This window comes from Mucilaginibacter sp. (assembly GCF_025359345.1).
Lineage (GTDB): Bacteria > Bacteroidota > Bacteroidia > Sphingobacteriales > Sphingobacteriaceae > Mucilaginibacter.
Genome location: NZ_JANYGQ010000017.1, coordinates 203,083 through 215,266 on the forward strand (window position 1 = coordinate 203,083; position 12,184 = coordinate 215,266).

At 42.5% G+C, this 12,184-nt stretch carries 13 protein-coding genes; 6 read left to right on the plus strand and 7 right to left on the minus strand.

Annotation, left to right across the window (positions count from 1 at the left end; genetic code table 11):
- Positions 1-166 precede the first annotated feature (166 nt).
- The 4 genes from Q0R52_RS10055 to Q0R52_RS10070 all read left to right on the plus strand — a co-directional run bounded on the left by Q0R52_RS10055 (position 167) and on the right by Q0R52_RS10070 (position 5,394).
- Entirely contained in the window at positions 167-949 is a 783-nt protein-coding gene (locus tag Q0R52_RS10055) for a lytic transglycosylase domain-containing protein (RefSeq protein WP_295794457.1), read from the plus strand.
- Between the two features lie 265 nt (positions 950-1,214).
- Positions 1,215-4,061: an excinuclease ABC subunit UvrA gene (gene uvrA / locus Q0R52_RS10060; RefSeq protein WP_295794460.1), complete on the plus strand. Its 2,847-nt coding sequence runs from the start codon at positions 1,215-1,217 to the stop codon at positions 4,059-4,061.
- A 27-nt stretch (positions 4,062-4,088) separates the two neighbouring features.
- Positions 4,089-4,655: a Crp/Fnr family transcriptional regulator gene (locus tag Q0R52_RS10065; RefSeq protein WP_295794462.1), complete on the plus strand. Its 567-nt coding sequence runs from the start codon at positions 4,089-4,091 to the stop codon at positions 4,653-4,655.
- A 76-nt stretch (positions 4,656-4,731) separates the two neighbouring features.
- Complete coding sequence (locus tag Q0R52_RS10070; protein ID WP_295794464.1) at positions 4,732-5,394, plus strand: hypothetical protein; 663 nt, start codon at positions 4,732-4,734, stop codon at positions 5,392-5,394.
- 3 nt (positions 5,395-5,397) lie between these two features.
- Here the strand turns inward: Q0R52_RS10070 and Q0R52_RS29335 are convergent, their stop codons facing one another.
- Both Q0R52_RS29335 and Q0R52_RS10075 read right to left on the minus strand, forming a co-directional pair.
- Positions 5,398-5,691, minus strand: coding sequence for a type II toxin-antitoxin system RelE/ParE family toxin (locus tag Q0R52_RS29335; protein ID WP_366520878.1), 294 nt, complete (start codon positions 5,689-5,691; stop codon positions 5,398-5,400).
- The gene (locus Q0R52_RS10075; protein ID WP_295794465.1) at positions 5,688-5,924 is read right to left on the minus strand and encodes a hypothetical protein; all 237 of its coding nucleotides are present in this window, start codon (positions 5,922-5,924) and stop codon (positions 5,688-5,690) included. Before Q0R52_RS10075 ends, Q0R52_RS29335 begins: the two co-directional genes overlap by 4 nt.
- A gap of 112 nt (positions 5,925-6,036) precedes the next feature.
- Here Q0R52_RS10075 and Q0R52_RS10080 point away from each other — a divergent pair, with 112 nt between their 5' ends.
- The gene (locus Q0R52_RS10080; RefSeq protein WP_295794467.1) at positions 6,037-7,542 is read left to right on the plus strand and encodes an NAD(P)H-hydrate dehydratase; all 1,506 of its coding nucleotides are present in this window, start codon (positions 6,037-6,039) and stop codon (positions 7,540-7,542) included.
- 377 nt (positions 7,543-7,919) lie between these two features.
- Here Q0R52_RS10080 and Q0R52_RS10085 read toward each other — a convergent pair whose 3' ends face one another.
- From Q0R52_RS10085 to lipA, 3 genes are read right to left on the minus strand one after another with little or no spacing between them, the layout of a single operon-like run.
- Entirely contained in the window at positions 7,920-8,747 is an 828-nt protein-coding gene (locus Q0R52_RS10085; RefSeq protein WP_295794469.1) for an anti-sigma factor, read from the minus strand.
- 11 nt (positions 8,748-8,758) lie between these two features.
- The gene (locus Q0R52_RS10090) at positions 8,759-9,310 is read right to left on the minus strand and encodes a sigma-70 family RNA polymerase sigma factor (protein ID WP_295794471.1); all 552 of its coding nucleotides are present in this window, start codon (positions 9,308-9,310) and stop codon (positions 8,759-8,761) included.
- Positions 9,311-9,334: 24 nt separating this feature from the next.
- Positions 9,335-10,216, minus strand: coding sequence for a lipoyl synthase (lipA, locus tag Q0R52_RS10095; protein WP_295794474.1), 882 nt, complete (start codon positions 10,214-10,216; stop codon positions 9,335-9,337).
- A 97-nt stretch (positions 10,217-10,313) separates the two neighbouring features.
- On the opposite strand from lipA, the gene Q0R52_RS10100 reads away from it, so the two are divergent.
- Positions 10,314-11,018, plus strand: a complete 705-nt coding sequence (locus Q0R52_RS10100; protein WP_295794476.1) for a DUF2711 family protein — start codon at positions 10,314-10,316, stop codon at positions 11,016-11,018.
- Between the two features lie 8 nt (positions 11,019-11,026).
- On the opposite strand, the gene ytxJ is transcribed toward Q0R52_RS10100, so the two are convergent.
- Both ytxJ and ribH read right to left on the minus strand, forming a co-directional pair.
- Positions 11,027-11,356 carry a bacillithiol system redox-active protein YtxJ gene (gene ytxJ / locus Q0R52_RS10105; RefSeq protein ID WP_295794477.1) on the minus strand — a complete coding sequence of 110 codons (330 nt, stop codon included), beginning with the start codon at positions 11,354-11,356 and terminating at the stop codon, positions 11,027-11,029.
- A 233-nt stretch (positions 11,357-11,589) separates the two neighbouring features.
- Positions 11,590-12,084, minus strand: a complete 495-nt coding sequence (gene ribH / locus Q0R52_RS10110) for a 6,7-dimethyl-8-ribityllumazine synthase (RefSeq protein WP_295794480.1) — start codon at positions 12,082-12,084, stop codon at positions 11,590-11,592.
- Between the last annotated feature and the right edge of the window lie 100 nt (positions 12,085-12,184).

Sequence of the window (12,184 nt, forward strand, 5' to 3'; positions counted from 1 at the left end):
TTTTTATGACAAACAAAAAGTGCGTTTAAACGTTTTAAACCAAGTTTTTGGACCGAAAACCAGGTTTAAAAAATGCGCTGAAAAGCTAAGTGTTTGATAATGTGACTTATATAACTTACCTTTGCAGCACATTCTACCAAATGTATAATTTATGGATAAAAAAGAAATGACTAAGAGACACTTAATTACGTGCTCCGTAATAGTGTTGCTGGTTATCATTTCCGTGTTCAATATTTGTGGTACAAAAGCCGTACCAACCGTTGTAAAAACGGCAAAATTGAGCCCGCGCATCTCAACTTTTATTTACAAAAATACCGATGCAATTAATGAATACAGCTTCGCTAATGAAGCCGTGCCTGTACGAGATGCTGGCGTAACCCGCAAGTTACTGCGTTCGATTAAAAAGCACAGTTTTGCCTGTGTGCAATCGAACATCTTACAAAACAAAGCCGATAAATGGTTCCCTGTTGTTGTACCTATTTTAAAAGCTTACGGCATTCCCGAAGACTTTAAGTATATCCCTTTAGTGGAGTCGGGCTTTTGCGAAAGCACGTCGCCCAAAGGTGCAAGGGGTATCTGGCAATTTATGCCCGGTACAGCACGCACTTATGGCCTAAAAGTAGGCCACGGGGTTGATGAACGCTTAAACCTTAGCAAAAGCACCGTTGCGGCTTGCAAGTACATTAAAGAATTGTATGCACAGTTTAACAGCTGGACACTGGCCGCCGCCGCTTATAACAACGGCGAGATAAAGCTGGCTAAGGTGATGAACAAGCAGAACGAGGACAATTATTTCCGTATGCATTTAAACCGCGAGACCGGAGTTTATGTGTACAATCTTATAGCCATGAAGGCCATCATATCCCATCCTAAAAAATATGGGTATGACTATTACGCAATACGAGATTTAAGCCACGGAACATTTGTACTGCTGGCAGTTAACCAGTAAGCGGAGTTTAATCCGCCGAAAGTAAATTTATATTACGGAGCACTTTGAGGCCGGTTTCCAGGAAGGAGACCGGCCTTTTTTTGCGTATATTTGTAGCAATTTAATGAGTGATTTAGTGAATGAGTGATTTAGTGAATTTTGCCGGTATGGCTTTATTACTGAATCATGAAATTACAATGTTTGATGATGGGATTTGAGAATATTAGATCGAAAAATTTGAGTTCTTTTAATCACTAATTCACTAACTCACTAATTCACCAATTATATGATAAACAAAGCTATAGACCTGGGCGAGCAAAACGAAGTTGAAGTGTATGGGGCCAGGGTACATAATTTAAAAAATATCGATGTTTCTTTCCCGCGCAACAAGCTGGTTGTCATAACCGGGTTGAGCGGCAGTGGTAAATCGTCGCTGGCGTTTGATACCATTTATGCCGAGGGGCAACGTCGTTATATGGAGACATTTTCGGCTTACTCACGCCAGTTTATGGGCGGTATGGAGCGACCGGATGTGGACAAGGTGTCGGGACTTAGCCCGGTGATAGCCATTGAGCAAAAAACAACCAGCAAAAACCCGCGGTCGACCGTGGGCACCATTACCGAGATCTACGATTTTATGCGGTTGCTCTTTGCACGTACCGGCGAGGCCTACTCGTACGTGAGCGGTGAGAAGATGGAGCGTATGTCGGAAGACCAGATATTGAAAACTATTACCGAAAAATTTGATGGACAGCCCGTTAATATCCTTGCACCTGTTGTAAAAGCCAGGAAAGGTCATTACCGCGAGTTGTTTGAACAGATACGCAAGCAGGGCTACCTTAAAGTTTGGATTGATGGCGCCATGGCGGATGTTGAACCCAAAATGCAGTTGGACAGGTATAAAATACATGACATCGATATTGTGGTGGACAGGTTGGTGATAAGTGAAAACGACACTAAACGATTATATACATCTATACAGGCAGCTTTAAAAATTGCAAAAGGCATTATCCGTATTGGCGATAAGGATAATAATGTAGCCTATTACAGCAAGTATTTGATGGACCCGATATCGGGCATATCATATGATGAGCCGCAACCCAATACTTTCTCTTTTAACTCACCGTATGGCGCCTGCGAAAAATGTAATGGCCTGGGGTATATTTTTGAGGTCGATGAAGCTTCTGTTATCCCGAATCCTAAGTTAAGCATCTTAAACGGTGGTTTGGCACCTATTGGCGAGTACCGCGAAACCTGGATTTTCCAGGTGTTGAAAGCACTTGCCAAAAAATATGAATTTGCGCTGTCAACTCCGATCGAAAAACTTTCGCGCGACCACCTGAATATTATCCTGAATGGCAGCAACGAAATGATAACCGTGGCGGTTGAGTATAATAAATGGAACGTACAGAGCTACCAGGTGGCGTTTGACGGTATTATCCGGATGCTGGAAGAGCAACAGGAGCGCAGGGGCGAGGAAGGTATGGACGATATGGAAAACTATCGCGTGCTCAGAACCTGCCCAACCTGCGACGGTGCGAGGCTGAAAAAGGAATCGCTGCACTTTAAAGTTGATGGTAAGAATATTTTCGAGCTGGCCTGTATGGATATCCGTAACCTGCAGGAGTGGTTTGCTAACCTCGAAGACAGGTTAACTGAACGCCAGAACGTCATCGCCAAAGAAATATTGAAAGAGATAAGGGCCAGGATAGTGTTTTTGCTGGATGTGGGCCTGAACTATTTAACGTTAGACAGAACTGCCAAGACTCTTTCAGGCGGCGAGGCGCAACGCATCAGGCTGGCTACGCAGATTGGCTCGCAGTTGATGAACGTAATGTACATTTTGGATGAACCAAGTATCGGCCTGCACCAGCGTGATAACGAGCGCTTAATTAACGCCCTGAAAAACCTTCGCGACCTGGGCAATACCGTATTGGTTGTTGAACACGATAAAGATATGATACTGCATGCCGACCACGTGATTGACATGGGCCCGGCAGCCGGCGTACACGGTGGCGAGATAGTGGCGCAAGGCACGCCCGAAGAGTTAATGAAGGCGCATACCCTCACCACATCATACATCAACGGCGAGCGCGAAATTGCCATTCCAAAAACGAGGCGTGAAGGCAATGGCAAAACGCTTAGCCTGAAAAAAGCTACCGGCCATAATCTGAAAAAAGTATCGGTTGATTTTCCATTGGGTAAATTAATCGGAATAACCGGCGTATCAGGCAGCGGCAAATCCAGCCTGATAACAGAGACGTTGTATCCCGTTTTAAATCATCATTTTTTCAGGGCTAAAAAGCACCCGCTACCGTATGAAAGTATTGAGGGTTTGGAGCACATAGATAAGGTTATAGAGATTGACCAAACGCCTATCGGCCGTACGCCGCGTTCAAACCCTGCAACTTATACGGGCGTATTTTCTGATATCCGCAACCTTTATGTGCAATTGCCTGAGGCGCGCATACGGGGTTATAAACCCGGCCGGTTTTCATTCAATGTGAAAGGTGGCCGTTGCGAAACCTGCCAGGGTGCCGGTCAAAAGGTTATAGAAATGAACTTTTTGCCAGATGTACAAGTGCCCTGCGAAGAGTGCGGCGGCAGAAGGTATAACCGCGAAACGCTGGAGGTGCGCTACCGCGGCAAATCCATTAGCGATGTGCTGGATATGAGCATTGAAGATGCCACACCCTTTTTTGAGCATATCCCGGCTATTTATCGCAAGGTTAAAACATTGTTTGATGTGGGGCTTGGTTATATTACGCTTGGGCAGGCATCCACCACGTTATCCGGTGGTGAGGCGCAGCGGGTGAAATTGGCTTCTGAACTGTCTAAAAAAGATACCGGTAACACTTTCTATATTTTGGATGAGCCTACTACGGGCCTGCACTTTGAAGATATTAACGTGCTGTTGGGCGTTTTGCAGCAACTCGTTGATAAAGGCAACACCGTATTGGTGATTGAACACAATCTTGATGTAATAAAGGTAGTTGACCATGTGATTGACCTTGGCCCCGAAGGTGGCACAGGCGGCGGTAAAATACTGTTCAGCGGCACACCCGAAGGGTTATGCAAGGTTAAAGAAAGCTTCACCGGGCAGTTTTTGAAAAAGGAGATGGGGGTAAAGTAAAAAGAATGCGCTTGTCTTAACGGGTATATGTATTTACAATTAAAGCGATACATCAACTTAAATATTCGTGTTTCTAACGAACAGGTTGATGAAATTATTAGCTGTTTTAAACCAATAGTTGTAAAGAAAAATGCCTTGCTCCTGTCATCCGGCGAAACCTGCAACAAACTTTACTTTGTAAACAAAGGCTGTATTCGCACCTATTATATCACAGCACAAGGGCACGAAAAGACACGGTTTATTGCTTTCGAAGGCATGGTTGCAACTGCATTAACTTCATTTATTTCCCGGCAACCGTCTTTTGAATTTGTTGATGCACTTGAAGATTGCGAACTACTGTACATAACCCAGGCCGACTTTTATAAACTCGCAGCGAGCATCCCTGAATGGAACCAGTTTTATCTTAAACTCCTGGAGTTTGCCTACATTTATCAAAATAAAAAAATTGAAGAGTTGGTTACCCTTTCCGCCGGTGAGCGTTATGCTATTTTGATGAAGGAGCATCCCGGTTACATAAAGCGCCTGTCGAATAAAATATTGGCCTCTTACCTGGATATTACCCAGGAAACTTTGAGCCGTTTAAAATCCAAATAGTATTATTTGATATAGATCAATGTTTTGCAAATTGCAGGGGCTTAGTTTTACGCTCGTCAAATAAAAAACTAAACAAATGCAGTTCGACCCAAACAATAAAGTGGTAAAGCTATGCGCCGAAGGCATGCAAGCCGAGGCAGAGGGCAAAATTGAAGATGCCCATAGTCTTTTTCAGCAGGCATGGGATATAGCCACCGATGATTTCGAAGCGTTTACCGCAGCTCATTACCTCGCCCGTAATCAACAAGATCCCAACGACGTTTTGAAATGGAATTTGGAAGCATTAAATCGTGCTAATAAAATTAAAGGTGAGGAGATGGGCTCACATTATTCGTCGCTTTACTTAAATATTGGTAAATCATACGAAAACCTGGACGATATGAAATCTGCAAACGAGAACTATGCACTGGCCGCCGATTGTAGTTCGTCTTTGCCTCCCGGGAAATATAGCGATATGATACGTATGGGAATTGCCGGCGGATTGCAGCGTACCGGCACAACCAAATTTAGCAATAGTGCTTTAGATGAACTGATTGATAAATGGTGCGCAAACAGAAATTTAAAGCCGCTTGGCCTGGTGCTGCCTGCATACAACAGCAATTTGGGTACGGAAAACGATATGGATAAATTGATATCTGCATTAAGTTATTTAAGTGCCACACAGTGCTTGGAAAAGACTGAACAGGCCGCGATCGATCGGTTAGTCACGGAATTATCGACCGTGTCGGATACGCGGTAATATTTAGTGTTTTTTTGGCCGCCTGCTTGTGTGCCTTACCCTAAGAATCTTTATCTCATTTTTTTGAACGCGATATGATACCCGATAACTGTCTGTTTCAAATGCACGATAGCTGCCGTCATTTTGCTTTTTATATTTATCTAAGGGGTAAATCTTGTAATTGTTTGGCAGGCTGTGAACTCTTGACAAAATGCTTCTTTCCAGTTCAATTGCATATGAATAAAATTCGTGTTCTTCAATAAATTCAATTGCCTCTATCAGTTGTTTTACCGCAGTTTTATTCCATTTTATTATCATTCAAGCTTTTTTCTTCTAGTGGCAAACAAATTTTCTACCTCTTCTTGGCTTAAATAATCTCCTGAATCAATTTTAGATTCCGCCTCGGAAAGTTCTTGATTATATTGATCAATGAAAGCTTCTATATCATCTTTTCCCGCAGTTCCAGATTTGTAATCAAGCCGATGGCTATTTAGAAAAGCTATTAGGAGCCTTTCCTCTACGTCGTTGTGTGTATTTACCAAAATGCTCATAGTCAAATTTACAAAATCAAAATTACATTTGTTAACCTTAAAAAGCCCGGGTTTATTATTTAACGAAGTTATTCCCTCCAAACAAAACCAAACAATCGTAACTTTAACATATATGTTACCATTGTTGATCTCATCCCAAATTCGCGAAGCTGATGCTTATACTATAGCCAACGAGCCGATAAGCTCGGTTGATTTGATGGAACGCGCCTCAAAAGCATTTGTGGGCTGGTTTTGTAATCATTTCCAGGAAAAGAAGAAGGCCATCGCTGTTTATTGCGGTACCGGCAACAATGGCGGCGACGGATTGGCCATAGCGCGCATGCTTAGCGAGCATCAATATAAAAACATCAACGTCGTAATCGCCCGGTTTTCAGATAAAGCAGCGGATGATTTTAATACGAACTTTAAAAGACTGCAACAAACCGGTATCCCCTTAAAGGAAATAAAGCCAGGCGAAAGTTTACCCGACGCAAATAGCCCAATTATTATTGATGCCTTGCTTGGCACCGGCTTAAATAAACCCCTTGAAGGTGATTATAAAAGGCTGGTTAATTATATCAATAGTTTAAATTCAACCGTAGTTTCGGTGGATGTACCTACTGGTTTTTTTTCGGAAGGGGAAATGCCTGCCGATGCTATTGTGTTAAGGGCCGACCTAGTAATTACCTTTCAACAGCCAAAAATCAATTTCCTGTTACCCGATTCGGCGCCGTATATTGAATGCTGGGAAGCGGTTAATATCGGTATTGATGAAAAGTTTGTTCGATTATTAAACTCACCTTACCAGGCGGTTGAAGATAAAGACATACGGGGATTATTGAAGCTCCGCCATCGTTTTAGTAATAAAGGCACCTACGGGCATGCTTTAATTATAGCCGGCAAAGAAGAAACCATGGGCGCAGCATTATTAAGTGCAGCTGCTTGTTCCTATGCCGGGGCCGGGTTAACCACAGCGTGCGTTCCAAAAAGCGGACTAACCGCTTTGAATACTTACATGCCCGAATTAATGGCTGTGATACGCTGCGGCGCCGAAGTGCCGGCTATTGAATGGGATAAATTCAATTCGATAGGGATTGGCCCGGGCTTGGGTAAACAGGATGATGCGATGGGGTTGCTTACTGATGTATTAGCCAATTACGAAAAACCAATTGTCGTTGACGCCGATGCGCTTAACTTGTTGGCAGCACACAAAGAACTCTGGGCAGAATTACCCGAAAACAGTATCCTGACTCCGCATATGAAGGAATTCGACAGACTTTTTGGAGAGCACAGCAACTGGTGGTCCCGCATACAAACCGGTTTAGAAAAAGCCCGGGAGCAGAAAATATATATATTATTGAAAAACGATTATACCATAACCATAACCCCGCAGGGAGGGGTGTATTTTAACACCAGCAGCAACCCGGCGATGGCTACAGGTGGTATGGGCGATGTACTTACAGGGATAATTACTTCTTTGTTAGCTCAAAAATACACCCCGGAAGAAGCCTGTATTATAGGTGCTTATATACACGGCAAAGCCGGTGACGAGCTTTCGCGGCCAAACAGGTTAAATGTGGTTATGCCTGCACAACTGGCAGCGCGCCTGCCTGCTACCATGGCAAAGTTAATGGCATAAAAAAACGGTTGTAAGTATCGTACAACCGTTCCTAACTATTAACTGATCTTATAAAGAACAAAATACTCAATGGGGCAATTGTGAACCCGTTCTTTGACTATACTAATACAAAGTCAAGCTCCAATTTTATACCTATAAGACGTTTTACCAATTTGTTTAGTTACAAAAACAACTAAAAATTAATTCTTGTTATCTTAACAATATAAAATTAGCTTAGTAACAAGCTGGTTTTAAAGTTGTTTTAGGAAAATAAAAAAAAGTTGAATAGTTGATTAAGTTGGATTGGGTTGATTAAGTTATCGACTATCGGAGCGAATATAGCTAAACAGGTATTCCCAATTAACTAAATCAAACTTAATAAACTCAATCAACTAGCCCTAAAACTTCCCGAGCACCATCATTTGGTCCATGGTGGGGTTTATGCTGCCGCCGCGTGGTTCGAGGGTCACTGCAAAAGCATCGGTTTTTACCGCCGCAATGGTTTTCATCTCCTTCATATCTGTCGAATCTGGGTTAGCATCAAATACGCCCAGGTCGACAGGCTTGCCGCCAACAAGCGCCCATAGCTGGTATTGGTGCTCTTTGTCGTTCACAGGCATTTTTACATTGGCCATATCCACCATCACCTTGTGCCTTTCTTTGCTCCAGGCAATCGTAATAGAAGCACCCGCAGGGGCCTTAGGGGTCGCTTTTAATATCAAAAACCTAAAGGTAGTATCGCGCAGTACGCCAAGCTCGTTCTCAACAAAATTTACCCTGTTGGCGAAATGTTGCTTATCGGCCTGCAGCACCGCTAATTGGGTGTTTGACTGCTGCAGTTTATTATATAGGTTCATTAATGCTACACCGCTTGCTATTAATAAAGCAAGACATGCCGCAAATGCGTATTTGTAAAAATTTGTTGGTTGTGCTACTGGTAGCGTTGCTACATTATCTCTAAAGTCTTCGGCCTTATTAAACGTGCTGTCGTCGCCGAGGTTGGTAAGTAAGCTGTTTAATATTCTTCCCCGTAATTGTTCGTTTGGCTCAACCGCATTATGTTCTGCATATTGTTCCATCGACCGCTCAATTTCATCCAACTCGGATTTTATTGCCGGATGTTTTGCAGCCATAGCCTCCACCTGCAACTTTTCGTCGTGGGTAATATCACCCAAAACATAAAGTTCCAAAATGCCCGATTCTATATATGCTTTAATATCTTCCACTTTCCGCCTGTTCAATTAAAATGTTTTCTGAGCTGTATTATGGCCATTCTAAGCCTTGTTTTAATGGTACCAAGTGGCACGCCAAGTTCATCGGCGGCTTCCACATGTGTGTATCCTTTAAAGTAAACAAGGTCGAGAATCGACTTTTGCTCGGGCTTTAGTGTTTCCACCAATTCTTTAATGCCCAGTAGCTCAGGGTTGTAAACTGTGTTTCTTTGTTCGTCTATGAAAGTTACGTTATTTTCAAGCTCCTGGTTTTTGTTTTGGTTCTTAAAATCTTTCGACCGTATTTTATCTATCGCCAAATTGCGGGCAATATTAACCATCCAGGTAAACAGGCGGCCTTTTTCAGTACTGTAACTCGCAAACGAATTCCAGATTTTTACGAACGTTTCCTGCAATACATCTTCTGCTGTTGGGGTATCAATTATTATGCGCGATATGATACCATACAACGAGGAGGAATACATGTCGTAAAGCGCTTCTATTGCAATCTTTTCCCGGTTCCTTAGCGCAAGCACTAATTCTTCTTCCGATAGCGATATTTTTCGTTTCCTGCTCAATTGGGCTGAAGTTAATAAGAATTTTTAGATTTCAAACAGATGTTTTTCTGCATGATATGACGAACGAACCAGCGGTCCGCTTTCTACATACCTAAAACCCTTATCAAGCCCAAATTGTTTCAACCGGTCGAACTGGTCGGGATGTATCCAGTCAATTACAGGGTGATGGTTGCGTGTTGGTTGTAGATATTGCCCCAGGGTAAGTATCTGCACGCCGGCCGTCAGCAAATCATCCATCGCTTCCAATACGTCATCCTCGGTTTCACCAAGCCCCAGCATAATGCCCGATTTGGTGCGTAAACCAGCCTGCGAAATATGTTTTAAACATTCCAGGCTGCGGTCGTACTTTGCTTGTATGCGTACTTCGCGTGTTAAGCGCCTAACGGTTTCAAGGTTATGTGATACCACTTCGGGGCGGGTTTCAAGCACACGTTCAAGATTATCCCAGATGCCCCTGAAATCGGGCAGCAAAGTCTCCAGCGTTGTCCCGGGGCTTTCCCTGCGTATAGCGTTAATGGTTTCGGCCCAAATAATGGAACCCCCATCCTTTAAATCATCGCGGTCGACAGAAGTAATTACACAATGCTTAACCTGCATTAATTTAACCGAATTGGCTACACGGTTAGGCTCGTCGGTATCAACAGCCAGTGGCCGGCCAGTGGCAACGGCACAAAACGAACATGAACGGGTACAAATATTGCCCAGTATCATAAAGGTAGCAGTGCCGGCACCCCAGCACTCGCCCATATTTGGGCAATTACCGCTTTCGCAAATGGTGTGCAGTTTGTGCTCATCAACTAATCCACGCACATGGGCATATTCTTTTCCAATAGGAAGCTTAACCCTAAGCCAATCAGGCTTACGTTGGGTTTGGCTAACAGCAGCAACTACCGGCAATTCGATCATGGATACAAAAGTATGGAAAAAGTTGTGATTAGAGATTAGAGGCCGGAGATTAGAGATTAGTTTTTACATTTATTAGATATTATAATATAGACAACAAATGGCAGAAAGATCCAAGTCGATTGCAAAAATAGCACCTAATATCATCCCGCCACGTGAAGGAGCAATATTAGACCACTACAAGGATTACTATGATAGCGTTTACATAATCCTGCATCCATTTAGCAAAACAAAATTGCGTGATGACAAGAAGTTGGAGAAACACCCTACATCAAAAGGAGAATATGTGAATGCCACACAGAAAATATCTTGGGCTGAATTGTTAACGCTATCGGGCTTACCTGATATTAATCGATTAGATATTGCATTGAGAAACCTGATTTTAGGTTTAAACAAAGTTTATTCTAATGAAGAAGACCTCCGAATTTTAAAGGAAAGCATCAAAAAAAATAATTTAACAGAGCCAGTTGAAGGTTGTTTTAGTTGGTTACTCATTGATGATATGATGGCAGCTTTAACAGCTCTTGGACACGAGTGGATTTATATTGGCGACGAATTTGGGTTCGAGCGAAAAATTGAGTTTATTGATGATATAATTAATGATAAAATAGAACTTTCGTCAGGACACGAAAGCTGGTACACAACAATGAACGAGGTTCTAGTTACTACTCATTGGGATAGTCATTTCACTTTTCTCTGTTCCGATAGACAAACAATCGAAAAGATATTAGAGTTATATCCGTTTGAAGGCTTTTACTGTACGCCGGAGACTGAAGTCTATTGGAGTATTCGCTCAAAAATATGATTCCTCTGCTAGTTTATCACCGACAACGCCTCCTCAACCGAAACTTCCCCATGCGACAGATCAAGCACGCATTCGCCGTCTTTTATCACCAGCATCTGGGGCGATTCGTGGTGAACGATAAAATCGGATGCTATTTGGTTCGATAAGTCGCGGTGCTTTATCAGATCGAGAAAATAGAGGGGTAAATTACCGGGGAGCTTGTCCCAATCCAGTTCGAAACGTTTTTTAACCATCATACTGATGGAGCAACGGGTGCTATGTTTAAAAATCACACTATACCCTTCCTGATGTTTTATAGCATTAATTTGCTCAGCCGATTCCAGCGATGTCCAGTTCATAAAATATTTATAGGAATGAATGCCTATTAAACGCAAAACAACGCAAAGCATGTTCCGGTTTGGCGCAATTGATAAAAAATGACATTTAACTGTTAACGCCCGCTTTTTGGGTATGAACCGTATGCAGGGCACAGTTTGTTTGAGCATGAAGCCATGCTGCCTAATACTAAAGCGATGATAGCGATGTAAATTACTTTCTTCATGTTTTAATCCGTCAGTGTTTTTATACGAAATTAACTGTTTAAAGTTTCAGCAAGGTACGCCATTTTTATGGCAGTTACAGCACCTTCAATACCTTTATTTCCATGTTTACCACCAGCCCTGTCAATTGCCTGCTGTTGGTTATCGGTGGTTAACACGCCAAATATAACAGGTTTTGAGTATTTAATAGCAACATTAGTTAAGCCGTTAGCCACTGCGTTGCAAATAAAATCGAAATGCCTTGTCTCGCCTTGTATAACACAGCCAAGGCATATTACGGCATCTAATTTACTGTTTTTTAATAAAAAATCAGCTCCTGATGTTAATTCAAAGCTGCCAGGAACCGTGTAGGTGAAAATATTTTCGAGCAAAGCGCCATGCTCAAGCAAGCTTTCGTAGGCTCCTTTGTACAATGCATTGGTAATCCCTGTGTTCCATTCAGCTACAACGATGCCGAAGCTAAATGGGGCCGCCGACGGAATTTCGGTTTCAGAAAAATCAGATAAATTTTTTAGCTGAGAAGACATTTGAATTCGGATTTATTTAAATGCGAAAGTCGGAATGCTGATTGCGGAATGAAATTTACAATTTGCAAATAAAACACTTCCGAAATCGGCATTCCGACTT

Coding starts and splice junctions, on each gene's coding strand:
- Q0R52_RS10070 (WP_295794464.1), top strand. CDS start 4,732: ATGCAGTTCGACCCAAACAATAAAGTGGTAAAGCTATGCGCCGAAGGC.
- Q0R52_RS10065 (WP_295794462.1), top strand. CDS start 4,089: ATGTATTTACAATTAAAGCGATACATCAACTTAAATATTCGTGTTTCT.
- Q0R52_RS10080 (WP_295794467.1), top strand. CDS start 6,037: ATGTTACCATTGTTGATCTCATCCCAAATTCGCGAAGCTGATGCTTAT.
- Q0R52_RS10075 (WP_295794465.1), bottom strand. CDS start 5,924: ATGAGCATTTTGGTAAATACACACAACGACGTAGAGGAAAGGCTCCTA.
- ytxJ (WP_295794477.1), bottom strand. CDS start 11,356: ATGAACTGGACATCGCTGGAATCGGCTGAGCAAATTAATGCTATAAAA.
- Q0R52_RS10100 (WP_295794476.1), top strand. CDS start 10,314: ATGGCAGAAAGATCCAAGTCGATTGCAAAAATAGCACCTAATATCATC.
- lipA (WP_295794474.1), bottom strand. CDS start 10,216: ATGATCGAATTGCCGGTAGTTGCTGCTGTTAGCCAAACCCAACGTAAG.
- Q0R52_RS10055 (WP_295794457.1), top strand. CDS start 167: ATGACTAAGAGACACTTAATTACGTGCTCCGTAATAGTGTTGCTGGTT.
- uvrA (WP_295794460.1), top strand. CDS start 1,215: ATGATAAACAAAGCTATAGACCTGGGCGAGCAAAACGAAGTTGAAGTG.
- Q0R52_RS29335 (WP_366520878.1), bottom strand. CDS start 5,691: ATGATAATAAAATGGAATAAAACTGCGGTAAAACAACTGATAGAGGCA.
- ribH (WP_295794480.1), bottom strand. CDS start 12,084: ATGTCTTCTCAGCTAAAAAATTTATCTGATTTTTCTGAAACCGAAATT.